Annotated in this window: 21 protein-coding genes and 2 tRNA genes; 15 read left to right on the top strand and 8 right to left on the bottom strand. The window is 38.9% G+C overall.

The genetic code is table 11. The annotated features are described in order from the left end of the window. Positions 1 to 149: 149 nt before the first annotated feature. Entirely contained in the window at positions 150 to 764 is a 615-nt protein-coding gene (locus B5X53_RS11740) for a DUF4230 domain-containing protein (RefSeq protein WP_079713428.1), read from the top strand. Positions 765 to 781: 17 nt separating this feature from the next. On the opposite strand, the gene B5X53_RS11745 is transcribed toward B5X53_RS11740, so the two are convergent. The 3 genes from B5X53_RS11745 to B5X53_RS11755 form a co-directional block, all read right to left on the bottom strand. Next, positions 782 to 2,536 carry an aromatic amino acid hydroxylase gene (locus B5X53_RS11745; protein WP_079713429.1) on the bottom strand — a complete coding sequence of 585 codons (1,755 nt, stop codon included), beginning with the start codon at positions 2,534 to 2,536 and terminating at the stop codon, positions 782 to 784. 130 nt (positions 2,537 to 2,666) lie between these two features. Beyond that, positions 2,667 to 3,209 carry a DUF4136 domain-containing protein gene (locus B5X53_RS11750; RefSeq protein ID WP_079713430.1) on the bottom strand — a complete coding sequence of 181 codons (543 nt, stop codon included), beginning with the start codon at positions 3,207 to 3,209 and terminating at the stop codon, positions 2,667 to 2,669. A gap of 19 nt (positions 3,210 to 3,228) precedes the next feature. After that, positions 3,229 to 5,220 (bottom strand): urocanate hydratase, encoded by a 1,992-nt coding sequence (locus B5X53_RS11755; protein WP_079713431.1) that lies wholly within the window; start codon positions 5,218 to 5,220, stop codon positions 3,229 to 3,231. Positions 5,221 to 5,414: 194 nt separating this feature from the next. On the opposite strand from B5X53_RS11755, the gene B5X53_RS11760 reads away from it, so the two are divergent. Continuing rightward, a complete protein-coding gene (locus B5X53_RS11760) occupies positions 5,415 to 5,879 on the top strand; it encodes a copper resistance protein NlpE (protein ID WP_079713432.1) in 465 nt (154 codons plus the stop codon). Here B5X53_RS11760 and B5X53_RS19040 read toward each other — a convergent pair. Next, the gene (locus tag B5X53_RS19040; protein WP_157822068.1) at positions 5,874 to 6,044 is read right to left on the bottom strand and encodes a C1orf53 family protein; all 171 of its coding nucleotides are present in this window, start codon (positions 6,042 to 6,044) and stop codon (positions 5,874 to 5,876) included. The two genes, B5X53_RS11760 and B5X53_RS19040, sit on opposite strands and share 6 nt — an antisense overlap. A gap of 59 nt (positions 6,045 to 6,103) precedes the next feature. Here B5X53_RS19040 and B5X53_RS11765 point away from each other — a divergent pair, with 59 nt between their 5' ends. The 4 genes from B5X53_RS11765 to hemL are packed head-to-tail and all read left to right on the top strand — an operon-like array spanning position 6,104 to position 9,501. After that, the gene (locus tag B5X53_RS11765) at positions 6,104 to 6,403 is read left to right on the top strand and encodes a hypothetical protein (protein ID WP_317042323.1); all 300 of its coding nucleotides are present in this window, start codon (positions 6,104 to 6,106) and stop codon (positions 6,401 to 6,403) included. A gap of 31 nt (positions 6,404 to 6,434) precedes the next feature. Beyond that, positions 6,435 to 7,373 carry a 1-aminocyclopropane-1-carboxylate deaminase/D-cysteine desulfhydrase gene (locus B5X53_RS11770; RefSeq protein ID WP_079713434.1) on the top strand — a complete coding sequence of 313 codons (939 nt, stop codon included), beginning with the start codon at positions 6,435 to 6,437 and terminating at the stop codon, positions 7,371 to 7,373. Position 7,374: 1 nt separating this feature from the next. After that, the gene (locus B5X53_RS11775; protein ID WP_079713435.1) at positions 7,375 to 8,205 is read left to right on the top strand and encodes a glucosaminidase domain-containing protein; all 831 of its coding nucleotides are present in this window, start codon (positions 7,375 to 7,377) and stop codon (positions 8,203 to 8,205) included. A 6-nt stretch (positions 8,206 to 8,211) separates the two neighbouring features. Further along, positions 8,212 to 9,501, top strand: coding sequence for a glutamate-1-semialdehyde 2,1-aminomutase (hemL, locus tag B5X53_RS11780; RefSeq protein WP_079713436.1), 1,290 nt, complete (start codon positions 8,212 to 8,214; stop codon positions 9,499 to 9,501). A 189-nt stretch (positions 9,502 to 9,690) separates the two neighbouring features. Here hemL and B5X53_RS11785 read toward each other — a convergent pair whose 3' ends face one another. From B5X53_RS11785 to B5X53_RS11795, 3 genes are all read right to left on the bottom strand, one after another. Then, entirely contained in the window at positions 9,691 to 11,151 is a 1,461-nt protein-coding gene (locus B5X53_RS11785) for a glutamate synthase subunit beta (RefSeq protein WP_079713437.1), read from the bottom strand. Between the two features lie 2 nt (positions 11,152 to 11,153). After that, positions 11,154 to 15,677, bottom strand: coding sequence for a glutamate synthase large subunit (gene gltB, locus B5X53_RS11790; protein WP_079713438.1), 4,524 nt, complete (start codon positions 15,675 to 15,677; stop codon positions 11,154 to 11,156). A gap of 239 nt (positions 15,678 to 15,916) precedes the next feature. Continuing rightward, a complete protein-coding gene (locus B5X53_RS11795) occupies positions 15,917 to 17,059 on the bottom strand; it encodes an acyl-CoA dehydrogenase (protein WP_079713439.1) in 1,143 nt (380 codons plus the stop codon). A 93-nt stretch (positions 17,060 to 17,152) separates the two neighbouring features. On the opposite strand from B5X53_RS11795, the gene B5X53_RS11800 reads away from it, so the two are divergent. The 8 genes from B5X53_RS11800 (at position 17,153) to B5X53_RS11835 (ending at position 23,168) form a co-directional block, all read left to right on the top strand. After that, positions 17,153 to 18,217 carry an anhydro-N-acetylmuramic acid kinase gene (locus B5X53_RS11800; RefSeq protein WP_079713545.1) on the top strand — a complete coding sequence of 355 codons (1,065 nt, stop codon included), beginning with the start codon at positions 17,153 to 17,155 and terminating at the stop codon, positions 18,215 to 18,217. Between the two features lie 65 nt (positions 18,218 to 18,282). Then, the gene (locus tag B5X53_RS11805; RefSeq protein WP_079713440.1) at positions 18,283 to 19,509 is read left to right on the top strand and encodes a Glu/Leu/Phe/Val dehydrogenase dimerization domain-containing protein; all 1,227 of its coding nucleotides are present in this window, start codon (positions 18,283 to 18,285) and stop codon (positions 19,507 to 19,509) included. Positions 19,510 to 19,730: 221 nt separating this feature from the next. Continuing rightward, positions 19,731 to 20,432 carry a MotA/TolQ/ExbB proton channel family protein gene (locus B5X53_RS11810; protein ID WP_079713441.1) on the top strand — a complete coding sequence of 234 codons (702 nt, stop codon included), beginning with the start codon at positions 19,731 to 19,733 and terminating at the stop codon, positions 20,430 to 20,432. Between the two features lies 1 nt (position 20,433). Then, positions 20,434 to 20,826, top strand: a complete 393-nt coding sequence (locus B5X53_RS11815; protein WP_079713442.1) for an ExbD/TolR family protein — start codon at positions 20,434 to 20,436, stop codon at positions 20,824 to 20,826. An 8-nt stretch (positions 20,827 to 20,834) separates the two neighbouring features. Further along, on the top strand, positions 20,835 to 21,653 hold the full coding sequence (locus B5X53_RS11820) for an energy transducer TonB (protein WP_079713443.1): 819 nt from the start codon (positions 20,835 to 20,837) through the stop codon (positions 21,651 to 21,653). Beyond that, a complete protein-coding gene (locus B5X53_RS11825; protein WP_232764021.1) occupies positions 21,654 to 22,874 on the top strand; it encodes a bifunctional folylpolyglutamate synthase/dihydrofolate synthase in 1,221 nt (406 codons plus the stop codon). It begins immediately after the preceding gene. 66 nt (positions 22,875 to 22,940) lie between these two features. Further along, positions 22,941 to 23,015: transfer RNA gene (locus B5X53_RS11830), tRNA-Val, on the top strand. 78 nt (positions 23,016 to 23,093) lie between these two features. Continuing rightward, positions 23,094 to 23,168 (top strand) — tRNA-Val (locus B5X53_RS11835). Between the two features lie 169 nt (positions 23,169 to 23,337). Here B5X53_RS11835 and B5X53_RS11840 read toward each other — a convergent pair. After that, positions 23,338 to 24,390 carry a flavin-containing monooxygenase gene (locus B5X53_RS11840; RefSeq protein WP_079713444.1) on the bottom strand — a complete coding sequence of 351 codons (1,053 nt, stop codon included), beginning with the start codon at positions 24,388 to 24,390 and terminating at the stop codon, positions 23,338 to 23,340. A 94-nt stretch (positions 24,391 to 24,484) separates the two neighbouring features. Between B5X53_RS11840 and B5X53_RS11845 the strand changes: the two genes are divergently transcribed. After that, positions 24,485 to 25,258 (top strand): creatininase family protein, encoded by a 774-nt coding sequence (locus tag B5X53_RS11845; RefSeq protein ID WP_232764023.1) that lies wholly within the window; start codon positions 24,485 to 24,487, stop codon positions 25,256 to 25,258. Positions 25,259 to 25,263: the final 5 nt, after the last annotated feature.

Here is a 25,263-nt window from a genome sequence, read left to right on the forward strand (position 1 = left end):
AATTCGTTTTCTAAAATTTGTTGGGGTAGATTTTAGAAATTTAAAAACTTATGGACGGGTGGGGCCGTCCATAAGTGTTTTAAAAAAGTAAAGTTTTCTTCAAAAACTCCTAAATTCACATTCTTTGTACCTTTAGAAAAAATTGATAAATGAGAAATTTCCTTATTGGGGCTATTTTGGTTTTGCTTGTAGTTTTCGGCATTCGCTATTGTGAGAACAAAAATAATGAAAGAGATCAGTTAGAAGAAAGTACAGCGCTGCTTCAGCAACAAATTAAAAATGTGGGAAAATTGGTGGTGACTGAAGGTACTTTCTCGCAGGTTTACTCTTACAATGATTCTAAGAAGTTCTATCTTGATATATTTTCCGCCAGAAAGAAAGCTTTAATTGTAGTTAATGCAACGGCAACGGTGGCCTACGATTTAAGTAAACTTCAAACCGAAATTGATGAGGAAAATAAAATTGTTCGCATCACTTATATCCCCGAAGAAGAGATTTCTATTAATCCCGAGATAAAATATTACGATGTCACCCAGGATTATTTAAACCAGTTTGACGCTGCAGACCATAATAAAATAAGAAGCCGAATAGAAAAATCTATTAGAAAAAAAGTAGAAGCATCGTCGCTGAAATCAAATGCACAAAACCGACTGATTAGTGAATTGCAAAAAATCTACATTCTTACCAGCTCTATGGGTTGGACACTTCAATACAATGATCAAAATTTTAATGATTCTGAAGAATTGCAGCAGATAAAACTCTAATCTTATTTTTTGACCTGTTATTTGACTAATTGCGCGTCTATAAGATTTATTCCACCTTCGATTAAATGAGAAATATCAGGTCTTCTGGATTTCACATCTTCCAAATGGCTTAAAACCTCTTTGATGAGTTTTTCATCTTTTCCCACCACCAATTCGTAGATTTCAACTGAAAGTAACCAGTCTTTTGGGTGGTGTTTTTGTACAAGCTCTAAGGCAGCATCCAGGGAAAAACTTGCATCTTTTCCCTGTCTTATATTTCTAACCGAAGCATAAAGAGAATTCAGTTCTTCACGTTCCGGGGTGTTTTTGCTTTTTATAGTAGTACTTGAAGTTTTATGGGTTATTAGATCGAACGAAAGATTATCGGCGGGGCCGGCAAATGCTGAAATAATTTCTTTACCAATTGCCATATCATATTTGCCCCATTCAGGTTTGAATAAAATTTCATCACCATAGGTAACGATGCAATCTTTAAGACTTATCAGGATAATTTTTCCCTGCAGATTCCTGGTACCGGTAATTATTTCTCCTTTAACTTTGATTCCGCCTTCAAATTCAAATTCAATTTTTTCGCCTTCATAAATATCATAAGCCCTAAGATCGCGCGGACTCATATCTTCTATGGCGAGATTTATTCCTTTTAAAGAGCCAATTGGAGAACCAAAGCCGTCCGGATGTTTTTTTATGCTATGCCCAACCAATTCCTTTTCCCGATGCGAAAGTGCTGTTTTACCTGAAGTTTGTATATAAATCGGATTTCCTTCGTGTTCAATAACTTTTGAAAAATCTCCCGAAATTTGTAAACCTGTACTTAATTCTATAGTACCAAGATTTTTAGAATCAATCAGTTTTTGAATTCCCTCCAGACCGCCTTTTCGCAAAGCCATTTTATTGGCAAATTCTTCTAAAACCAAACTTAAATGGGCGAAATCTGGTGTTACATAAAGTTGAGGTTGAGGTTTGGTAATATCAAATTCCTGCTTACAGGCTTCAATAGAATAAGGGATTTTCTTCACCTTATCGGTCATACACCAGGCGCTTTCCCCAATAGAAGAGAGTAAACCTGCGCCGTAAATTTTAGGATTTTTAAGCGTCCCAATTAATCCATATTCAACCGTCCACCAGTGCAGGTTTCGTATTTGCGCCATTTCACTAAGCTCGGCGGTTTCATTTTGAAGTTCATCAACTTTCTTCTCAGCCGCTTCAATTTCTTCTTGCGGCGTGTCTTCAGCTTCTTTAATGATTGAAAGGTGCCTAATGGCTTCATATATTTCATAATCCCGGGCGCTGGAAATAGCTTTGCAACCAATCTCCCCAAAACGCCTTAGATATTCTGCGTATTCAGGATTGGCAATAATAGGGGCGTGACCTGCGCCCTCGTGAATAATATCTGGTGCCGGGGTGTATTCTATATGCTCAAGTTGCCTAATATCGCTGGCAATTACCAGAACATTAAAAGCCTGGAATTCCATAAAAGCAGCGGGCGGGATAAACCCGTCAACAGCCACAGCCGCCCAGCCAATTTCCTTTAAAATACGGTTCATCCCGTACATATTTGGAATGTGGTCTATAGAAATCCCGGTTTGTTTTAAGCCATCTAAATAAGATTCGTGCGCAACTTTGCTTAGGTAATCTACATTTTTACGCATTACATACCGCCAAACCGCGTGATTTACCGGAGTGTAATCATCGTAATTCTGTGGTTTTATATACTGCTGAAGATGTGCCGGTAACCGGTCTAAAATCGCATTAGATTCAATTTTATCGAGCATAAGTTTGGTTAACTAAAATTCATTATAAAGATAAGAAATTAAGCTGAAATTCATAAATTGATAATCAAATGCCTTATAAAATAAAAATGCTCCTGTTGAAGGAGCATTTTTGCTAAAAAAATTTGTTGGGTTAATCTTCTATTTTCGGCGGATACTTTTCAAGTATTTCCTGAACAATTTCGTTAATTCTGGCCTGTTTTTTATTCACATCACTGGCCAGGGCCGCAGTTCCCATTCCCTGCCAAACCAATTCTTTACCTTCTGCATCTATTAGATCTATATAAAGCGTGCCGTCACTGGTTCTATTTACGGTATTATAGCCGGAGCCCCAATACCACGGGTGCCATCCCCAGCCGTATCCCCAGCCCATCATATTGTTCTGGTAGATATTAATATTTTCATTGGTTTTGGTAAAAATGCTAACTAAAAGATCTGGATCTTCCGACTTTGTGAAGCCTTTGCGTTGCATTTCATCTTCTATAGCTCTAAGAATTCGTTTTTTATCTAAATCGGAAATCTCTGCTTTATCTATTCCCGGTTTAAAAAATGCGTAACTCTGGTACTGATTAAAATTTACTTCCCTATCGTAATCTGAAGCAACTCTCACACTGCTGCAGGAAGTAACCAAAACAGCCAGCAGAAGTAAAACCGGTGTAATTTTTAAGACTTTCATAAAATAATAGTTTTAGATGTTAGTGTCGAAAAAGAGCCGGGTCTACCAGGTTCGGGATCGTTACTTTTAGCTTTGGTTCCATTTGCATAGCCCTTTTTGCAGCGAAGACTGCTTCTTTATTCCGGGCCCAGCTTCGGCGGGCAATTCCATTGTTAACATCCCAGAAAAGCATAGATTTTAAGCGCTCCTCCGATGCTTTATTTCCTTCAAGAATCATACCAAATCCTCCATTTATAACCTCGCCCCAGCCAACGCCGCCGCCATTATGGATGCTTACCCAGGTTGCACCTCTAAAACTATCACCAATTACATTTTGTATAGCCATATCGGCTGTGAACTGTGAGCCATCATAAATATTTGAAGTTTCACGATAGGGGGAATCGGTACCAGAAACATCGTGATGATCGCGGCCAAGAACCACCGGGCCAATATCTCCTTTCCCAATAGCATCATTAAATGCTTTGGCTATTTTCACCCGTCCTTGAGCATCGGCATAGAGAATCCTGGCTTTGGAGCCTACCACCAGTTTGTTTTCGCGAGCGCCTTTTATCCACTGAATATTATCGGCCATTTGCTGCTGAATTTCTTCCGGGGAATTTCTTTTCAGTTCTTCCAAAACTTCGGTCGCTATTTTATCGGTTTTATCAAGGTCATTTTCTTTTCCCGAAGCGCAAACCCATCTAAATGGCCCAAAACCATAATCAAAACACATAGGTCCCATAATATCCTGAACGTAACTTGGATATTTAAAATCTATTCCGTTTTCAGCAAGAATATCGGCGCCGGCGCGGGAAGCTTCCAGTAAAAATGCATTTCCATAATCAAAGAAGTAGGTGCCTTTTGCGGTGTGGTTATTAATTGCAGCGGTTTGCCTTTTTAAGCTTTCCTGAACTTTTTCTTTGAATTTTTCCGGTTCTTCGGCCATCATTTTATTGGCTTCTTCCAAACTGAATCCCACAGGGTAATATCCGCCGGCCCAGGGATTATGTAAGGAAGTCTGGTCGCTGCCCAAATCGATATAAATATTTTCCTTGTCAAAATATTCCCAAACCTCTACAATATTTCCCTGAAAAGCGATTGATACAACTTCCTTATTGTTTTTGGCTTTTTGAACTCTTTTTGCAAGTGCTTCAAGGTCGTCACTAACTTCATCTACCCAGCCCTGGCTGTGGCGGGTTTGGGTTGCTTTAGGGTTGACTTCGGCGCATACTGTAATACAACCGGCTATATTTCCGGCTTTTGGCTGGGCGCCGCTCATTCCGCCAAGGCCGGAGGTGACGAATAATTTTCCTGCAAGCCCTTCCCCTGATCTAGATATTTTTCTACCCGCGTTTAAAACAGTAATTGTAGTGCCGTGAACAATTCCCTGCGGGCCGATGTACATATAACTTCCTGCAGTCATCTGCCCGTATTGGGATACACCGAGTGCATTAAATTTCTCCCAGTCGTCGGGTTTGGAATAATTCGGGATCATCATTCCATTGGTTACAACTACTCGCGGTGCATTTTCGTGAGAAGGAAATAATCCCATAGGATGCCCCGAATACATCACTAAAGTCTGGTCGTTTTCCATTTCAGCTAAATACTGCATAGTAAGAAGATATTGAGCCCAATTTTGAAAAACCGCTCCATTCCCGCCATAAGTGATTAATTCATCTGGATGCTGTGCTACTTTTGGATCCAGGTTGTTTTGAATCATCAGCATAATTCCTTTCGCCTGAACGCTTTTTCCGGGGTATTCTTCAATATTACGGGCATATAGATCATACTCGGGTTTAAAGCGGTACATATAAATCCTCCCGAATTTCTCCAATTCTTCTTTGAATTCAGGTAAAAGTTCTTTGTGGTGTTTTTCTTCAAAATACCGCAAAGCATTTTGAAGTGCTAGTTGTTTTTCTTCAGTATTTAAAATATCCTTGCGCTTAGGCGCGTGGTTTACCGAAGTGTCGTATTCTTTTTTAGAGGGAAGTTCGCTGGGAATTCCCTGTAGTATTCTAGCTCTAAAGTCCATTTAATATCTGTTTGCAATAGGTTTCAATAATAGGAAGAAATGTTAAATTAAGGAGTTTTAAATTTCATTTTCTATAAATTTAGCGCTCTTTTAAAGATTTAAATTATAAAACCTATAGTAGGTGTTTGTATAAAATGGCTATTGTCAACCGTCATAGAAAAAGAGAATAATTATTTTTTTAAATTATAATTTAGATGAAACTTTTTATAATTCTTCTCGCTGTTTTTTGCCTTTTTTCCTGTAAGGATGAAACCAAAAATCCTGAATTAGAAACTACTGAAATTTTCAAGGAAAAAGAAACAACAACTCCAGAAGAGACCTTTAGTGCTAAAGATTCACTGGATTGGGCCGGAGTGTATGAAGGATTTTTGCCTTGTGAGGATTGCGAGGGAATTGAAACCAAAATTCAAATAAAGGAAAATCGCGATTATGCACTTTCCCAACAATTTTTAGGCAGGGCAGCGAATGAAGATAATGATCTAAATGAAACAGGAAAGTTTGAGTGGGATAAGCAAGGGAATACCATTAGTTTGGGAGAGCGAGAAAAACTCTATTTTAAGGTAAGCCAAAATTACCTGCTGCAGGTGTTTAAAGACGAATCTAAAGTAATAGGAGATTCTGCGATGAAATATCGTTTGACAAAAATTAATGAGTTATGATTGTTTGCCAGTTTTTTTATCAAATCCGTAGGGGCAATGCCGGCAACCACTTTCACAACAATAGCCGCGTTTAAGGTGATATTGTTCGGTAAAACAGCGATAGCCTTCGGGCGTGATGTAGTAATCGCCTTCTTCCAGCGGAATTCTTTTTTTGAAAAAACTCATATCGCAAAAATACAATTTCTTAACTTCCACACGTGATTCTAATCGTTAACAAATATCTTTTGGGAAAATCGTTTAAAGGCGTAAGTTTATGGCCTTTTGTGATTCTTAAAAATAGGGAGCTAAAAGATGATTTTAATTTTATTAACCACGAAAAAATTCATTTAAGACAGCAGTTAGAATTACTTATCTTACCTTTTTATATCTGGTATTTAACCGAATATTTATTGCGTTTATTTTATTATAAAGACCGCTTTCTTGCATATAAAAATATAAGTTTTGAGCGCGAAGCTTATAGCCAGGAAATGAAAGAGAATTATTTGCAGGATCGCAAATTTTGGGCATTTTTACAGTTTGTTTAGGTAGCCAATCTTAGAATTCGGATATTTGCTTATGCCAAAATCTTCAAATATTTTTACTGAAATATCTTCTAAAAATCAGTTTGTTGCTGAATTTTATAATGAAATTTCGCTCTATCTGAAACGTGAAGATTTAATACATCCTGAAGTTTCAGGCAATAAATTCAGAAAATTAAAATATAATATTGCCAGGGCGCTTGAAGAAAAGCAAAAAACACTCCTTACTTTCGGCGGAGCCTATTCCAACCATATCGCAGCAACGGCCGCTGCCGGGGAACTTTTCGGTTTAGAAACAATAGGAGTCATAAGGGGAGAAGAGTTAGGCAAAGATTTGGAAACTACTTTAGCGCAAAATCCCACCCTTAAGTTTGCTAATTCCTGCGGAATGCAATTTAAATTTATTTCCAGGGGCGATTATAGAAAAAAGGAAAACAGAGAGTTGCAAGAGGAATTAAAAAAGGAATTTGGTGAATTTTATCTTGTGCCTGAAGGTGGAACCAATGAATTAGCGGTTAAAGGTTGCCAGGAAATTTTAACCGAAAAGGACAGGGAGTTTCAATTTGTTGCAGTTTCGGTAGGTACCGGCGGTACTCTTGCAGGCCTGGTAAACGCTTCAGATATCAATCAGAAAATTTTAGGCTTTCCGGCTTTGAAAGGCGATTTTCTTTCCGAAGAAATAGATAAATACAGTTTTAATAGTAATTGGGAATTAAAAACCGATTACCATTTTGGAGGTTATGCTAAGGTAGATTCGGAATTGATAAATTTCATTAATAATTTCAAAAAAAAATATAAAATTCAATTAGATCCGGTATACACGGGAAAGTTAGTTTTTGGTATTTTTGACCTTATAAAGGCCGGATATTTCCCTTCCGGAAGTAAAATTATGGCCATTCACACCGGAGGTTTACAGGGAATCCAGGGAATGAATACATTTTTAAAAAAGAAAAAATTGCCTCTAATCACTTTTTAATATGAGAATTAACCGGTTTTTTGTTTTGATTTTGCTCGCCGCTTTTGCGGTTTCCTGCGGAAGCAAGAAAAAAGTTGTCACCACTAAAAAAGATTCTAATAGGGAAAATGTTTTTACTGAATCTTCTGGTACTCAAATAGAAAGAGTGAAACCTTTAGACGGAAAACCAATTTTGCCACCGGTGAATCCGCGCTTGTACACGGTAGAGGATTATATTCGGGATTTTGCCGCGGTAGCTATGGAAGAAATGCGGCTTTACGATGTCCCCGCGAGTATTACCCTGGCCCAGGGAATTTTAGAATCAGGTGGAGGTAAAGGAGATCTTACTATGCGCGCCAATAATCATTTTGGAATTAAATGTCACGACTGGAAAGGCGCCAGAGCCTACCACGACGATGATGCCCGCGGTGAGTGTTTTAGAAAATATAAAGATGCGCGTTATTCTTACAGGGATCATTCCCTTTTCCTAACAGAGAGAAAGCGCTATGCAGAACTTTTTGATTTAGATAAAGACGATTACAAAGGTTGGGCAAAAGGTTTGAGAAAAGCAGGGTATGCTACCGATAGACGTTATCCAGATAAATTAATTAGTTTAATAGAGCGCTACAGGCTCTATCAATTCGACGCGACAGTTTTAAAACGGCCTTCGCCAAGTTATACCCATACGCCAGAATCACCGGAATCAGTTACTTACAGGGTTAAAAAGGGCGACACGCTATATGGGATTGCAAAAAAACATAATACAACTGTAGAAGAATTACAGCGATTTAATAATTTAAGAGATACTAATATTTCCGTTGGACAAATGTTGGTAATCATCTCTTCAGAATAAAAATTTATGATTTATAAAAGAAGTAGCGAATTGTTCGCTTCGGCACAAAAAGTAATTCCCGGCGGAGTGAACTCACCGGTAAGAGCATTTAAAGCAGTGGGAGGAGATCCCATTTTTATTAAAAGAGCCGAAGGAGCTTATTTATATGATGAAGACGGAAATAAATTAATAGACTATATAAATTCGTGGGGGCCGCTGATTTTAGGTCACGCTCACAAACCAGTAATAGATGCGGTAATTGATATTGCCAAAAAAGGAACTTCGTTTGGAACACCTACTGAAATTGAAACCAAAATCGCGGAATTAGCGGTGAAAATGGTACCCAATATCGATAAAATTAGAATGGTGAATTCGGGTACAGAGGCTACAATGAGTGCCGTTAGACTTGCACGTGGCTTTACCGGAAAAGAAAAGATCATCAAATTTGCCGGTTGTTATCATGGGCATAGCGATTCTTTCCTAATCCAGGCCGGTAGTGGTGCGATCACTTTCGGTACGCCAAACAGCCCGGGAGTTACCCAGGGAACAGCAAAAGACACCCTCCTTGCAAAATATAATGACCTCGAAAATGTAAAATCTTTAATTGAAGTCAATAAAGATGAAATAGCCTGTATAATTATTGAGCCGGTTCCCGGAAATATGGGTTGTATTCCTCCAGATAATGGTTTTCTGGAAGGTTTACGTGAACTTTGCGATGATCACAGTATTTTATTGATTTTTGATGAGGTGATGAGCGGTTTTAGACTTGCTCCCGGCGGCGTACAGGAACGAATGGGAGTGAATGCTGATATTGCCTGCTTCGGAAAAGTGATTGGTGGAGGTTTGCCGGTTGGTGCCTTTGCTGCCCGAAATGAAATTATGGATTATCTGGCCCCTGTTGGGCCGGTTTACCAGGCCGGGACTTTAAGCGGAAATCCATTAGCAATGGCCGCCGGGCTTGCAATGTTAACCGAATTGGATAATAACCGAAGTGTTTTTAAAAGTATAGACAAGAAAACCGCATATCTTCACGAAGGAATAGAAAAAGTACTTTTAGAAAATAATGTTGCGCATACCATAAACCGTGTAGGTTCTATGATTTCCATCCATTTTGGGGAAGAACCGGTCGTAGATTTTGAATCTGCGGCAAAATCGGCAGGAAATGGAATTTTCAATAAATTTTTCCACGGAATGTTAGAAAACGGAATATACATTGCACCAAGTGCTTTTGAAACCTGGTTTATAAGTGATGCTCTTTCGTATGAAGATTTAGACGCTACAATTGAAACGGTAAATAAAGTTGCGAAAACACTTTAATTTATCAAACCTCACAGGTTTTCAAAACCTGTGAGGTTTGTCTTTTTTAACATCACCTTGGATCTGCTCGCCCCTTCAGGCGGGTCTATTTCGGGATCTACATTTTTTTTAAATTTTGACCTCATTTTAAAAATTAAAAGCGCCCGGAAACCCGGACGCTTTTAACCTACAATTTATTCAAAATTCAAATTAAGCGGCGGGAAGATCACCTTCTCCTTTTCTGGGTAATAATGATTTTCCCATTAAATATTTATCTACGTGGTAAGCAGCTTCACGACCTTCAGAAATTGCCCATACAATTAAAGATTGTCCGCGGCGCATATCTCCGGCGGTAAAAATATTAGGAATGTTAGTTTGGTAACCTTCATCTCCTTTAATATTGGTTCTGCTATCAAGTTCCAATCCTAATTGTTCACTTAAGGTTTTTTCCGGTCCTGTAAATCCTAAGGCTAAAAGTACCAGTTCACAAGGCCATTCTTTTTCAGATCCTTCAACTTCCTGAAGCTGGGGTCTTCCGTTTTTACCTTTTACCCATTCTATATTTACCGTCTTTAAAGCTTCTAAGTTGCCTTCTTTATCACGAATAAATTCTTTGGTGTTAATGCTCCAGTTCCGTTCTACACCTTCTTCGTGGGAAGAAGTGGTTTTTAGCGTAAACGGCCAGTAAGGCCAAGGGTTTTCTCTATCTCTGTGTTCAGCCGGCATCGGCATAATTTCAAAATTAATAACTGATTTTGCTCCGTGACGGTTAGAAGTTCCCACACAATCAGAACCGGTGTCACCACCACCAATAACAATTACGTTTTTGCCTTCAGCTGAGAATTTTTCGGTTTGTTCTTTCAATCCATCAACAACTTCATTGTTGTTTTTCAGGAAATCCATTGCCTGCATCACACCTTCGCCTTCAGCACCATCAATTGGAAGGTTTCGGCGTTTTGTGGCGCCACCACAAAGTACCACGGCATCAAATTCTTTAAGTTTTTCGACTTCATAATTTTCACCTACATGAACTCCAGTTTCAAATTTGATTCCTTCTTCTTTCATAATATTAACCCGGCGATCTATCACGTGTTTTTCCATCTTAAAATCAGGAATCCCATAGCGTAAAAGTCCGCCTATTTTCTTGTCACGCTCAAAAACAGTAACCTCGTGACCGGCACGGTTTAGTTGTTGTGCTGCTGCAAGCCCGGCAGGACCTGAGCCTACAACTGCAGCCGTTTTACCCGTTCTGGATGTTGGAGGTTGTGGAGTTACCCAACCTTCTTTAAATCCTCTTTCTACGATATATTTCTCAATAAGTTCAATTGCCACCGGCGGATCTGTGATCCCCAAAACACAAGCCGATTCGCAAGGTGCGGGGCATAATCTCCCGGTAAATTCAGGGAAATTGTTGGTGCCGTGTAGAATGCTGAGCGCCTTTTTCCAGTCGTTTTTATAAACTGCGTGGTTAAAATCTGGAATTAAGTTTCCAAGCGGGCAACCGCTATGGCAAAACGGGATTCCACAATCCATACATCTTGCCCCTTGAACGCCAAGTTCTTCGGGAGACAATTCTTTTGTAAATTCTTTATAATCTTTAACTCGATTTTCAACAGCTTCTGTCTCTTCCACCTTGCGGTCGTATTCCATAAAACCTCTTATCTTACCCATAATTATGCTGTTTTGAGTTCTACTTGTTCTTTTAACATTTTCTCTTCTTCCATTTTTTGTAAAGCCTTTTTATATTCCGCGGGCATTACTTTTATGAACTTACCTACATTTTCCTCCCAGTTTTCCAGGATTTCTCTGGCTACATCACTCTCGGTGTAGCGGTAGTGATTTTCAATAAGTTCTTTTAATTCGTTTTTATTTTCTTCTGAAGGATCTTCTAAACCAATCATTTCCATATTGAAATTATGATTGTCTAAAGTATTATCGGCATTGTAGATGTAAGCAATTCCCCCGCTCATTCCGGCGGCGAAATTTCTGCCTATTTTTCCTAGAATAACGGCAATACCTCCGGTCATATATTCACAACCGTGATCTCCAATTCCTTCTATCACTGCTTTAGCACCTGAGTTTCTTACACAGAAACGTTCACCGCCCATTCCGTTGATATAGGCTTCCCCATCTGTAGCACCATAAAGTGCAACATTACCAATAATGACATTTTCATTAGATTTAAAGGATGCTTCCTTAGGTTTTCTTACACTTAAAGTTGCTCCCGAAAGTCCTTTTCCTAAATAATCGTTAGAATTTCCATTGATATTCATCGTTAAACCTTTGGTAGCAAAGGCACCAAAACTCTGTCCGCCAGAACCGGTAAAATTCAATGTAAGGGTGCCATCGGGTAATCCTTTTGCACCGTGAATTTTGGAAATTTCATTACTTAAAATTGCACCCGTGGTTCGGTTTATATTGCTAATTGGGAAATCAAGACTCATTTTTTCCTTTCTGTAAATAGCCGGATGCGCCTGATTTAAAATTTCAAAATCCAATACATTTTCCAGGTTGTGATCCTGGGTTTCTGTATTGTAAAGCGGCATATCTTCATCTATTTTTGGCTTATATAGAATATTAGAGAGATCTAATCCCTGTGCTTTATAATGTTCAATAGCCCGGTTCATATCCAGTTTTTGGCTTTGTCCCACCATTTCGTTGATGGTTCTAAAACCAAGATCGGCCATTATTTGTCTTAGTTCCTGCGCGATGAAATACATAAAATTAATCACATCTTCAGGCGTTCCTTTAAACTTCTTTCTAAGTTCAGGATCTTGCGTTGCGATACCTACCGGGCAGGTGTTTAAATGGCAGGCACGCATCATAATACAACCTGAGGCCACAAGTGGCGCGGTAGAAAAACCGAATTCTTCTGCACCCAGTAAAGCGGCAATAGCAACATCACGTCCTGTTTTTAACTGGCCGTCACATTCTACTACAATCCTGTTTCTAAGATTATTGATAAGCAAGGTTTGCTGGGCTTCAGCGATTCCGAGTTCCCATGGCAAACCTGCGTGTCTAAGCGACGTGAGAGGAGAAGCTCCTGTACCACCATCAAAACCGGAAATTAAAACTACATCGGCCTTGGCTTTCGCAACCCCGGCTGCAATAGTTCCTACGCCAACTTTAGAAACCAGTTTTACATTAATCCTGGCTTCGCGATTCGCATTTTTAAGGTCGAAAATTAATTGCGCCAAATCCTCTATGGAATAAATATCGTGGTGAGGTGGAGGTGAAATCAATCCTACATACGGCGTGGAATTCCGGGTTTTTGCAATATCCGGGTTTACTTTTGGTCCCGGTAATTGCCCGCCTTCCCCGGGTTTTGCACCCTGGGCCATTTTAATTTGAATTTCCTTTGCGTTACTCAAATAATTAATGGAAACTCCAAATCTTCCTGAAGCAACCTGTTTTATAGCTGAATTTCTCCAGTTTCCATCAAGATCTTTATGAAAGCGCTGTGGATCTTCGCCACCTTCACCCGAGTTGCTTTTTCCCTGCATACGGTTCATGGCAACGGCCAGGTTCTCGTGCGCTTCTTTACTAATAGAGCCAAAAGACATGGCCCCGGTTTTAAATCGTTTTACAATCTCTGTCCAGGGTTCTACTTCTTCAATAGGAACCGGATTAAGATCACGGAATTTAAACATTCCGCGAAGCGTCATTAGACGTTCACTCTGGTCGTTTATTAATTTTGAATATTCTTCGTAAGCTTTAGTGCTGTTTTGTTTTACGGCCTGTTGCAGTTTAGCTACACTTGCCGGATTAAACATATGTCTTTCTCCGGTTCTTCTCCAGCGATAATCGCCGCCAATTTCCAGATCCAGATCGGTGTCTGTTTTCTTTGGAGCAAAAGCATTTTCGAAACGCTTCTGAATTTCCTTTTCTACTTCATACAATCCAATTCCTTCAATTCGGGTTGGGGTGTTTGTGAAATATTTATCTACAAATTTTTGGTTTAATCCAAGAATCTCGAAAATTTGTGCACCGCGGTAGGAGTGAAGGGTAGATATACCAATCTTATTCATTATCTTCACAATTCCTTTTCCAATAGCCACATTAAAGTTCTCTACGGCAACTTCAGGATCTTCAACATCAATTTCTTTTTCTTCAACCAGGCTGTAGATAATTTCATTTACCATATAAGGATTAATCGCGCTGGCGCCATAACCAAATAATAAAGCGAAATGATGTGGTTCACGGGGTTCAGCCGATTCTATCACAATTCCGAATGAAGATCTTCGGTTATGTTTTTTTACACCGTGGTGTACAAAAGAACAGGCTAAAAGTGAAGGAATAGGTGCCAGGTTTGGATCGGCATTTCTATCGGTAAGGATAATTACATTGCAACCTTTATCTACTGCATCATTTATTTCGTAAATAATTTCATCCAGTCTTGTTTCCAGTCCGTTAAGACCTTTGTTGGCTTCATATAAAATTGAAATTGAAGCAGTTTTGAAATCTGGATGTTCTATGTATTTTATTTTATCTAAATCCTCGTTGGAAATAACCGGATTTTGAATTCTGAGTTTCTTGGACTGTTCGGGAACGATATCGAATAAATTTCTATCCTCTCCAATAGATAAGCTGATATCTGTTACAATTTCTTCCCTGATTCCGTCTAAAGGTGGGTTGGTTACCTGGGCGAATAATTGCTTGAAATAATTGAATAAAAGCTGTGATTTATCTGAAAGAACCGCCAGAGGAATATCGGCACCCATAGAACCAATTGCTTCTTTTCCCTGGAGCGCCATTGGGCTAATTATGGTTTTAATATCTTCCTGAGTATAACCAAATAATTTTTGACGGGTATTAATGTCAATTTTTTCTACCGGGGTTTTGTTGCCGGTATAAGGCACTTCAGAAAGATTAAGTAAATTTTCGTCTAACCATTTTCTATAAGGTCTTTCAGAAATAATTTTTTGTTTTACTTCTTCATCGCCAACAATTCGGCCTTCTTGCATGTCTACCAGGAACATTCTCCCCGGTTCTAGCCTCCCATGTAATTCAACATTTTCGGGTTTAATCTCTAAAACGCCAGTTTCTGAAGACATAATTACGTAACCGTCTTTGGTTAGGGTGTACCTGGAAGGGCGCAACCCGTTTCTGTCTAGTAAGGCTCCAATATATTTTCCATCGGTAAAAGGAATGGAAGCCGGACCGTCCCAGGGCTCCATAATACAGGCATTATATTCGTAAAATGCTTTTTTCTCATCAATCATGGATGGGTTTTTCTCCCAGGCTTCAGGTACCATCATCATAATGGCTTCGGGTAAGGAACGTCCGGTTTGTAAAAGCAATTCCAAAACCATATCCATAGAAGCTGAATCAGATTTTCCTTCAGGAACAATTGGAATAACCTCTTTTAGATCTTCGCCAAATTTTTCACTTTCAAAAAGCTCTTCCCGGGCTTTCATTCGGCTTAAATTTCCTCGAAGCGTATTTATTTCCCCATTGTGGCACATATATCGGAAAGGTTGTGCCAAATCCCAGGTTGGGAAAGTATTTGTTGAGAAACGCTGGTGAACCAAAGCGAGTTTAGTAACCACATCTGGCTCATTAAGGTCGCGATAATATGTGTTGATATCCTGCGGCATCAACAAACCTTTGTAAATAATAGTATTGGTTGATAAACTAGGCAGATAAAAATATTCTGCTTCAGAAAGTTCAGATTTTTCAATGCGGTGCTCAGCGATTTTTCTTGCAGCAAAAAGTTTTGCATTAAAACTTTCATCAGAAACATCGTCTCCTTTTCCTATAAAAACCTGTTGTACATTTGGTTCAGAAAGAGAAGCGATACTTCCCAGGCAGGCCCTGTTTACGGGTACTTCCCGCCAACCTATAAGATTAAGGCCCTGGCCAATAATCTCTTCTTCAAAAATCTCTCTGCAAATTTTACGTTGATTTTCAGACTGCGGAAGAAAAACCATCCCTACCGCATATTCTTTAAAATCGGGGAGTTTGAATTCACAGGTTTTCTTGAAAAAATCGTGAGGAATTTCTATTAAAATCCCGGCACCATCACCTGTTTTACCATCGGCACTTACCGCACCTCTGTGTTCCAGGCGAATAAGAATATCTAAGGCTTTATGAATAATATCATTAGTTCGTTTGCCTTTTAGATTACATATAAACCCTGCGCCACAATTATCGTGCTCAAATTCGGGTGAATAGAGCCCCTGTTTTTTTAATTTCATGTCCTTTTCGTCCTTAAGTTATCGTCTCAAAATTACCTAATTAGATAAATATTATGAAGCGTTTCTAACTTAAAGTAAGAAGAAATTCAGTAAAAACAATTAAATTTATTATAAATGATAATTATGTAATCTGATCCCTTTTCTATTATTGATTCTATAAATATAGGATCTGATTTTGGGCCATGAAAAAAGTCCGATTTTAGGAAAACCGGACTTAATTACAATAATTAACAAGAAAATTAACCTTTCAGAATAGCCCTTGAAATTACAATTTTTTGAATTTCTGAAGTTCCTTCATATATCTGGGTAATTTTTGCATCACGCATTAAACGCTCTACGTGATATTCTTTTACATAACCATTCCCACCGTGCACTTGCACAGCTTCGGTAGTAACATCCATCGCAGTTTTTGAGGCGTAAACTTTAGCCATTGCACCGGTAAGGTCATAATTACCGCCCTGGTCCTTATCCCAGGCAGCTTTCATTACCAAATGCCTTGAAGCTTCAATTGAAGTGTACATGTCGGCCAGTTTAAAAGCGATGGCCTGGTGATTGCAAATTTCGGTACCAAAGGCTTTTCGTTGTTTTGAATAATCTAAAGCCAGCTCGTAAGCGCCTGAAGCAATCCCCAAAGCCTGGGCTGCAATTCCTATTCTTCCGCCAGAAAGCGTTTTCATAGCGAATTTAAATCCGAAACCATCTTCACCAATTCTATTTTCTTTAGGAACTTTTACATCATTAAAATTTAAAGAATGTGTATCGCTTCCGCGAATTCCCATTTTTTGTTCTTTGGGTCCAATTTCAAAACCTTCAACACCTTTTTCAACTATAAAAGCGTTAATCCCTTTGTGTTTTTTCTCACGATCGGTTTGTGCAATAACAATATAATAGTCGGCTGAATTTCCATTGGTAATCCAGTTTTTTGTTCCGTTTAATAAATAATGGTCTCCTTTGTCTATAGCCGTGGTGCGTTGTGAAGTGGCATCACTTCCGGCCTCAGGTTCAGATAAACAAAAGGCTCCAAGTTTTTCGCCGGTGGTAAGTTTGGAAAGAAATTTTTCTTTTTGTTCCTGGTTTCCATAGGTATCGAGACCCCAACAAACAAGCGAATTATTAACGGACATTACCACAGAAGCAGAAGCATCTATTTTTGAAATTTCTTCCATTGCCAGAATATATGAAATGGTATCCATACCGCCACCGCCAAATTCCGGTGACGCCATCATGCCAAGAAAACCAAGCTCTCCCATCTTCTTCACCTGCTCTGCGGGAAACTCCTGTTTCTCGTCTCTCTCAATCACACCGGGTAATAATTCGTTTTTGGCAAAATCACGCGCTGCATCGCGAATCATTATATGTTCTTCTGTAAGTTTGAAATCCATATTATTATTTTAATTTAGGAAAATCTAATTTTGGTAGCCAAAGATAAAGTTTTGGTATGTAATTTTCAATTTAGTTTAATTAATTTTACGAATATGAAAAAAGCGAATTACAAAGTTATTGGTGTGATGTCGGGGACATCCTTAGATGGCATCGATTTGGTCTATGTTAATTTTGATTATAAAAACTCGTGGAGTTATAAGATATTGAAGGCTGAAACCGTTCCTTACCCTTTAAATTGGCAGGAAACTTTAGCTGCATCTATTAATTATTCTGAAGAACGCTTAGAAGAGCTAAATAAAAAATACACCAATTTTCTCTCCGGAATTATTTCCCGGTTTATTGAAACCCACCAAATTAAAGATATTGATGCGGTTTGTAGTCATGGGCATACTATTAAACATGAGCCCGAAAACAATTATACTTTACAAATTGGGAATTTACCTGAAATTGCTTACCTGTCAGGTCAAACAGTAATTTGCGATTTTAGAGTTCAAGATGTTGCACTGGGCGGGCAAGGCGCACCACTGGTTCCAATTGGGGATCAGTTGCTTTTTTCAGATTATAAATATTGTCTTAATTTAGGTGGATTCGCAAATATTTCTACCGAAAAGAAAAGTGAACGCCTGGCTTATGATATTTGTGCCGTAAATACCGTTTTAAATTATTATGCCCAAAAATTAGGAAAAGAGTTTGACGAAGGCGGAAAACTGGCAGCTTCAGGTAAAGTGAATGAAGAATTACTCAAAAAACTGAATAAGCTGGCTTTTTATAATCAAAAGCCACCAAAATCCTTAGGCATAGAATGGGTTAAGTCTGAAGTTTTCCCCATTTTGGAAGAATATGAAGAAAACCTTCAGGATATTCTTCACACTTACACCGTTCATGTGGCTCAGCAGATCTCAAAAACGCTGGATGACGATTCCGATTCTAAGGTTTTTATGACCGGCGGCGGAACATTTAATAATTTTTTAATCAGGCTTTTGAAAAAAGAGTCTAATTGCCATTTCACGATTCCTTCAGATGAAATTATTAATTATAAAGAGGCTTTGATTTTCGGATTATTAGGTATTTTAAAACTTCGCGATGAGGTAAATGTATTAAAATCTGTCACCGGCGCTAAAAAAGATCATTCTTCAGGAGTAATTTATGAGATCTAAACTTTTTGCTGAAAAACTAAAAATATACCGCTTAGTTTATATATTTGCGAAAAATTAGAGTATAAATGAAGGAATTATTAAAGTTATACGAAAATAAAGAACCCGAAATAGTTTTTAACTGGAAAGATTCTGAAACCGAAGCCGAAGGTTGGACCGTAATCAATTCTTTACGTGGCGGTGCTGCAGGTGGAGGAACCAGGATGCGCGTTGGTTTAGACCAGAATGAAGTGCTTTCTCTTGCTAAAACCATGGAAGTTAAATTCACAGTTTCAGGTCCTCCAATTGGGGGTGCAAAATCTGGCATAAATTTCGACCCGAACGATCCTCGAAAAAAAGGCGTGTTAGAGCGTTGGTATAAAGCAGTTTCTCCTTTGTTAAAAAGTTATTACGGCACCGGGGGTGATTTAAATGTAGATGAAATAAACGAGGTAATTCCAATAACTGAAGATTGCGGGGTTTGGCATCCGCAGGAAGGCGTTTTTAACGGACATTTTAAGCCTAGTGAAGCTGATAAAATAAATAGAATAGGGCAATTACGCCAGGGAGTGATTAAAGTTTTGGAAAACACTCGTTTCTCACCAGATGTTACCCGAAAATATACTGTAGCCGATATGATTACCGGTTATGGCGTAGCCGAATCAGTGAAGCATTACTACGATATTTACGGTGGCGATGTTACAGAGAAAAAGGCAATTGTTCAGGGCTTTGGTAATGTAGGTTCAGCAGCAGCTTATTACCTTTCACAAATGGGCGTAAAGATTGTTGGAATAATAGATCGTGCCGGTGGATTAATAAATGAAGACGGATTCACTTTTGACGAAATCACGGAGCTTTTCCTGAATAAAGAAGGAAATACCCTTAAACACGATAACCTGATTTCTTTTGAAGAAATCAATGAGAAAATATGGGAAATTGATGCAGAGATTTTTGCCCCTTGTGCTGCGTCCAGATTAATTACCCAGGATCAAATTAATAGTCTTATAAAAAGAAAACTAGAGGTAATTACCAGCGGCGCTAATGTTCCTTTTGCCGATAAAGAAATTTTCTTTGGTTCGATTATGGAATCTACTGATGAAAAAGTTAGCCTTATTCCAGATTTTATAGCAAACTGCGGAATGGCGAGAGTTTTTGCATATTTTATGGAGAGAAGAGTACAAATGACTGATGAATCGATCTTTAATGATACTTCGATGACTATTAAAAATGCAATTCAGAATACTTACGATCATAATAGTAGTAAAACCAATATAAGTAAGACCGCTTTTGAAGTTGCGCTGAAGCAATTGGTATAAGTTTTTGATTAATCTTTTAATTTTAGTTGATTGAGATTATTCCTGAAGATCCCGCTTTCGAGTGGGATTTTTTTATGAATAAAAATTATTGAAAATCAGCTTCAAAAAATAAAAAACTCCCAATTGGGATAAAGCAGTTTGCACTGCTGATTATTTTACTAAATTTGGATTACAATTAAATCTGGTTTATCACGTTACATTAAAAACCCTAATTAAAACCTATGCTATACTTTTTTCAGCAGGACGGCGTTGCCGAAGCCGCCCAGGAGGCAGAATCGGTAGTGGAAGAAAAAACCCTGTCTTTATTCGATTTAATGCTAAGTGGTGGCCTTGGAGGCCAAATTATTATTCTCATTTTATTTATCCTGTTGTTCGCTGCAGTTTACATTTACTTTGAAAGGCTATTTGCAATAAAATCGGCTAGCCAGGTAGATAAAAATTTTATGCTTCAAATTAAGGATAACGTTTTAAACGGAAATATAGAATCGGCTAAAATGCGTTGTGCACAAAGTGATTCTCCCGTTGCCAGGTTAACTGAAAAAGGAATCTCCCGAATTGGAAGCCCTTTAGAAGATATTAATACGGCTATAGAAAACGCAGGACGCCTGGAAGTTTACAAACTCGAGAAGAATGTAAGTATACTGGCAACTATTGCCGGTGCCGCCCCAATGATCGGGTTCCTGGGTACCGTAATCGGTATGGTAATTGCTTTTCATGAGTTAGCAACAAGTAGTGGCCAGGCGCAAATGGGAGCACTGGCAGAGGGTATTTATACCGCGATGACCACAACCGTTGCCGGACTGATTGTAGGTATTATCGCTTATATTGGTTATAACCATTTAGTGGTGAAGACCGATAAAGTGGTCCACCAAATGGAAGCTACTGCAGTAGATTTCCTTGACCTGTTAAACGAGCCCGCTTAATATGAATTTAAGAGGAAGAAATAAAATTAGCCCCGAGTTCAGCATGAGCTCAATGACAGATATTGTATTCCTGCTGTTGATCTTTTTCATGCTTACCTCGCCGGTTATCACTCCGGAAGCTTTAGACCTAATACTTCCAAAAGCTAAAGGAAAAACGACCAGTGTTCAAAATGTAGCGGTAAGTATTACTAAAGATCTTCAATTCTATGTAGACGATGAGCGTATTTCACAGTCCGCATTAGAAAGCACTTTAAGAACCAAGCTCTCAGGTGAAGAAACGCCCACAATAATTTTGAGGGCGGAAGAAGGTGTTCCTATAGAAAAAGCGGTAAATGTTATGGATATCGCAAACCGAAATAGTTATAAAATCGTACTCGCGGTTAAACCCGAATAAATCTAATTATGTTAGAAACCAAACACGAAAAAAAATCTTTTACCATCACGGTTATCTTACACGTGCTGTTAATTGCATTGCTATTTCTGTTGGGCTTTAAATACTTAGATCCGCCACCAGAGAGTGGTATTGCTATAAATTTTGGAACTTCTGAAGTTGGTTCAGGAGAAGAACAACCTACAGAGCCGGTAAAATCTGCCCCGCAGCAAACCACCGTGCCGGAAACCCAAACCCAGCCGGAACCGGTTGTGGAAGAAGAAGTGGTGACACAGGAAATTGAAGAAGCTCCGGTAATTGAGGAAAAGAAAGAACCAACGCCTGTAAAAGAACAGGAACCTGAAAAACCTGTAGAGGAACCGCCGGCAGAAAAACCTGAACCTAAACCCGACCAGTCTACTACCGATGCTATGAGTAGTATTTTGAACGGCCCGGAACGTTCCGGCACTGAAAGTGGTGGAGAAGGTAACGATAATCAGGCTGGCGATAAAGGAGATCCTGATGGTGATCCTAACGCGAGTTCCTATTACGGGACCGGTTCTGGCCTGGATGGGGATGGTAATTATCGCTTAGGCGGAAGACGAGCATTAAATAAAGAAAAATTTGTACAGGATTGTAATGAATCCGGGATTGTAGTGGTTCGTATAGAAGTAAACCAAAACGGCCAGGTTATTAATGCCACGCCGGGTGTAAAAGGAACTACCAACAGTGCTTCCTGCTTAACAGATCCTGCTAAGCGTGCTGCAATGGCAACTCGTTTTAATAGTGATAGTAATGCTCCGTCACGCCAGGTGGGCACAATTATTTATAACTTCAAACTTTCTGAATAAGTGGAGGCCTATACAAAAACTGTTGAATGGATGTTTCAGCAGTTGCCTATGTTCCAAAGAGTAGGAGCACAGGCATTCAAAAAAGATCTTTCCCGCACAATTAAACTTGCCGAGCATTTAGCTAATCCTCAAAGGGAATTTAAGTCGGTTCATATTGCCGGTACCAATGGAAAAGGTTCTACCAGTCATATGCTAGCTGCAGTATTACAGGAAGCCGGTTATAAAGTTGGGTTATATACTTCTCCTCATTTAAAAGATTTTCGAGAGCGAATTAAAGTCAATGGCAAATTTATTCCGAAGAAAAATGTTGTTGGTTTTATTAAGGAGCATAAAGATTTTCTAACAGAAAATGAACTTTCCTTTTTTGAAATGACCGTAGGTATGGCTTTCGATCATTTTGCCCGGGAAAAAGTAGATATTGCTGTAATTGAAGTAGGATTAGGCGGTCGCCTTGACTCAACTAATATCATTACTCCTGAAGTTTCAGTTATCACCAATATAGGCTTGGATCACACTGCATTTTTAGGAGAAACACTGCCTGAAATTGCTTCTGAAAAAGCCGGGATAATAAAAGATAATATTCCTGTAATAATAGGCGAAAAACAAAAAGAAACCACCGCCATTTTTACAAAAAAAGCTCAGCAACATAATTCAGAAATCTATTTTGCTGAAAAGTTAAAATTCGATAAATATCATACCGATCTTAAAGGTGATTACCAGAACAAGAATATTAAAAGTGTCCTTGGAGCGGTAAAAGTGTTACGCCAAAAAGGCTGGGAAATTCCAGAAGAATGTCTCAAAAACGGACTTAATAGTGTGAAACTACACACTTCGCTGCAGGGGCGTTGGGATATTTTAAAGGAAAAACCGAAAGTGATTTGCGATACTGCACATAATACTGAAGGTTTAACTTTAGTTTTTAAACAGCTTAAAAAAGAAAAATTTCAACATTTACATATTGTAATGGGTGTGGTGAACGATAAAGATTTGGGAAAAATATTGCCTTTATTTCCAGAATCAGCGATTTATTATTTTTCAAAACCCGATGTTCCCCGCGGATTGGAAGCTGAAATTTTACAACAAAAAGCTGCTGCATATGGGATGGAAGGCAGGGTATTTAATTCGGTTTCAGAAGCCTACGATGCTGCTGTAGAAGCGGCTTTGGATGAAGATTTGATTTTCGTTGGCGGGAGTACTTTTACAGTCGCTGAAATAATTTAATTTTTTTGAAATTTTTCTTGGTGTAGATTAAAAACTAATCTATATTTGCATCCGCATTCAGGAATAGGGCGCGTAGCTCAGTTGGTTCAGAGCACTTGGTTTACACCCAAGGGGTCAGGGGTTCGAATCCCTTCGCGCCCACAGAAATTGAAAAGGCTTCTATAAAAGGAAGCCTTTTTTTAGCTTTCAAGTATTAAAGTCAAATTTATTGAAATTAAGGGGCGCGTAGCTCAGTTGGTTCAGAGCACTTGGTTTACACCCAAGGGGTCAGGGGTTCGAATCCCTTCGCGCCCACAGAAGATTGAAGGTTTCCAATTCGGGAACCTTTTTTTATTTTGTAATTTGTAGCTCAGTCGATTCAGAGCATCCCGATTTCACATCGGTAGGGTCAGGGAATGAATCAAAAATGGCAGGCAATCTATATAAGAAGAACCCTCAAAGGTTTTCAAATCTGTGAGGGTTCTTAGGCAAGCGTTTTCTCTTCCGTTTTAATATAATTCGCCAGATATTCTGCATCTTTTTTAATTCCACCTAAAGTTGCAGAGCCCCGTGTATGCAACCAGGGAAGGCCTATAAAATATAGTCCTTTAATATTACTGATACCACGATTGTGTTTTGGGTAGCCGTCTTTAGAAAACTCGAGACCTTCTATCCAGCTAAAATTAGGTCGGTAGCCGGTGGCCCAGACGATATTTTTTAAGTCTTCAATTTCGCGTTTTTCGGTAATTATAATTTCACCTTTAGCGTCCTGGGTTTTTCCGACTGGAATTACATTTTTTCGTTTTAGGATGTTTTTTACATCCGTTCCGATAATGGGTTGTTTTGACTGACTTAACTTTCTCCCGAGCCAGGATTTTCGGCTAAAACTTAGGAAACCAATTTTTGTGAACCACCACCATAATGTTTTTCCTAAAATTTCCTGTGGAAGCACCCTTACCTTGGTGGTCCCGGAAAAATAAGTGGTTCTATTGGTTTTGGAAATTTCGTCGAGAATTTGAAAACCCGAATCTCCCGCACCTGCAACCATTGCCGCACCTTCCTGTAATTGTCCCGGATTTTTATAATAGTTACTGTGAATCTGGAAAACTTCTTCTGAAATTTTCTTCGAAAAAGAAGGCGTATAAGGAATATGAAACGGCCCGGTGGCAATCACTACATTTTGTGACTTTATTTCTCCGTTTTGATGCTTCAAAATAAAACAATCATCTTTCTTCCTGATCTGTTCTATCAGCGTATTTAATTTAATTTTAATATCAAATTCTGCTACATAATTTTTAAAATAGTGGGCAACATCTTCTTTGGTAGGATAATAGCCTTTTTCTGCAGGAAATTCCATTCCCGGAAGATTATTGAATTCTGAAGGTGTAAAAAGTTTAAGGGAATCCCAACGGTTTAACCACGAAGCACCAACTTCCATTTCCTTATCTACCACCACATAATCTTTACCCATTTTACTGAGGTAGTAAGCCATTGAAAGTCCGGCCTGTGCACCACCAACAATTACAAAATCCAACATTGATTTTAATTTTAATCAAAGATAGGTTTTAATTTCTGCCCTATAAATCCGAGTGAATTGCACAGAATTATTAATTTTAAATGAAATTAAGTTTATGGAAAGAAAGATAAGGCCGTACGTTATGGCCGAAACCAATTGGAAGCACGTTAAAGCAGAAGATTTTAGGATAGCTGTTTTGCCCTGGGGAGCTACCGAAGCGCATAATTATCACCTGCCTTATGCTACGGATAATATTCTTGCCGAAGAAGCTGCTATAAGCGCAGCCCGCAAAGCCTGGCTAAAGAATGCGAAAGCAGTGGTTTTGCCTACAATTCCGTTTGGAGTAAATACCGGGCAAATGGATGTTAAACTATGCATGAATCTTAATCCCAGTACTCAATATGCTATTTTAAAAGATGTGGCGCAGGTTTTAGAGAAACATAAAATCAATAAACTGGTAATTCTCAACGCCCATGGCGGAAACAATTTTAAGCAAATGATCAGGGAATTAAGCCTTGAATTTCCGGAGATTTTTGCTTGTTCCGTAAACTGGTGGCAGGTTACAGATGCAAAACCTTATTTTGAAGAGCCTGGCGACCATGCAGGTGAACTAGAAACCGCGGCTGTAATGCATTTACGACCGGAGTTAGTTTTGCCCCTGGAAGAAGCGGGAGACGGCAGCGCCAAAACTTTTAAAATTAAAGCTTTAAAGGAAGGTTGGGCGAGTGCGCAACGGGAATGGACTCAGGTTACCGAAGATACCGGGGTAGGAAACCCTAAAGCTGCAACTGCAGAAAAGGGAAAAATTTTCTTTGAAAAAGCAACCGATATGATTGCTGATTTCTTCCAAGACTTACACGAGGCCGATCTCCAAGACATGTACCAATAACTTCT

The organism is Salegentibacter salinarum (assembly GCF_900168115.1).
Classification (GTDB): Bacteria; Bacteroidota; Bacteroidia; order Flavobacteriales; family Flavobacteriaceae; genus Salegentibacter; species Salegentibacter salinarum.

Bases quoted from the DNA above. Each gene is read 5' to 3' on its own strand.
- B5X53_RS11740 (WP_079713428.1), top strand. From the start codon at position 150: ATGAGAAATTTCCTTATTGGGGCTATTTTGGTTTTGCTTGTAGTTTTC.
- B5X53_RS11745 (WP_079713429.1), bottom strand. From the start codon at position 2,536: ATGCTCGATAAAATTGAATCTAATGCGATTTTAGACCGGTTACCGGCA.
- B5X53_RS11750 (WP_079713430.1), bottom strand. From the start codon at position 3,209: ATGAAAGTCTTAAAAATTACACCGGTTTTACTTCTGCTGGCTGTTTTG.
- B5X53_RS11755 (WP_079713431.1), bottom strand. From the start codon at position 5,220: ATGGACTTTAGAGCTAGAATACTACAGGGAATTCCCAGCGAACTTCCC.
- B5X53_RS11760 (WP_079713432.1), top strand. From the start codon at position 5,415: ATGAAACTTTTTATAATTCTTCTCGCTGTTTTTTGCCTTTTTTCCTGT.
- B5X53_RS19040 (WP_157822068.1), bottom strand. From the start codon at position 6,044: ATGAGTTTTTTCAAAAAAAGAATTCCGCTGGAAGAAGGCGATTACTAC.
- B5X53_RS11770 (WP_079713434.1), top strand. From the start codon at position 6,435: ATGCCAAAATCTTCAAATATTTTTACTGAAATATCTTCTAAAAATCAG.
- B5X53_RS11775 (WP_079713435.1), top strand. From the start codon at position 7,375: ATGAGAATTAACCGGTTTTTTGTTTTGATTTTGCTCGCCGCTTTTGCG.
- hemL (WP_079713436.1), top strand. From the start codon at position 8,212: ATGATTTATAAAAGAAGTAGCGAATTGTTCGCTTCGGCACAAAAAGTA.
- B5X53_RS11785 (WP_079713437.1), bottom strand. From the start codon at position 11,151: ATGGGTAAGATAAGAGGTTTTATGGAATACGACCGCAAGGTGGAAGAG.
- gltB (WP_079713438.1), bottom strand. From the start codon at position 15,677: ATGAAATTAAAAAAACAGGGGCTCTATTCACCCGAATTTGAGCACGAT.
- B5X53_RS11795 (WP_079713439.1), bottom strand. From the start codon at position 17,059: ATGGATTTCAAACTTACAGAAGAACATATAATGATTCGCGATGCAGCG.
- B5X53_RS11800 (WP_079713545.1), top strand. From the start codon at position 17,153: ATGAAAAAAGCGAATTACAAAGTTATTGGTGTGATGTCGGGGACATCC.
- B5X53_RS11805 (WP_079713440.1), top strand. From the start codon at position 18,283: ATGAAGGAATTATTAAAGTTATACGAAAATAAAGAACCCGAAATAGTT.
- B5X53_RS11810 (WP_079713441.1), top strand. From the start codon at position 19,731: ATGCTATACTTTTTTCAGCAGGACGGCGTTGCCGAAGCCGCCCAGGAG.
- B5X53_RS11815 (WP_079713442.1), top strand. From the start codon at position 20,434: ATGAATTTAAGAGGAAGAAATAAAATTAGCCCCGAGTTCAGCATGAGC.
- B5X53_RS11820 (WP_079713443.1), top strand. From the start codon at position 20,835: ATGTTAGAAACCAAACACGAAAAAAAATCTTTTACCATCACGGTTATC.
- B5X53_RS11840 (WP_079713444.1), bottom strand. From the start codon at position 24,390: ATGTTGGATTTTGTAATTGTTGGTGGTGCACAGGCCGGACTTTCAATG.
- B5X53_RS11845 (WP_232764023.1), top strand. From the start codon at position 24,485: ATGGAAAGAAAGATAAGGCCGTACGTTATGGCCGAAACCAATTGGAAG.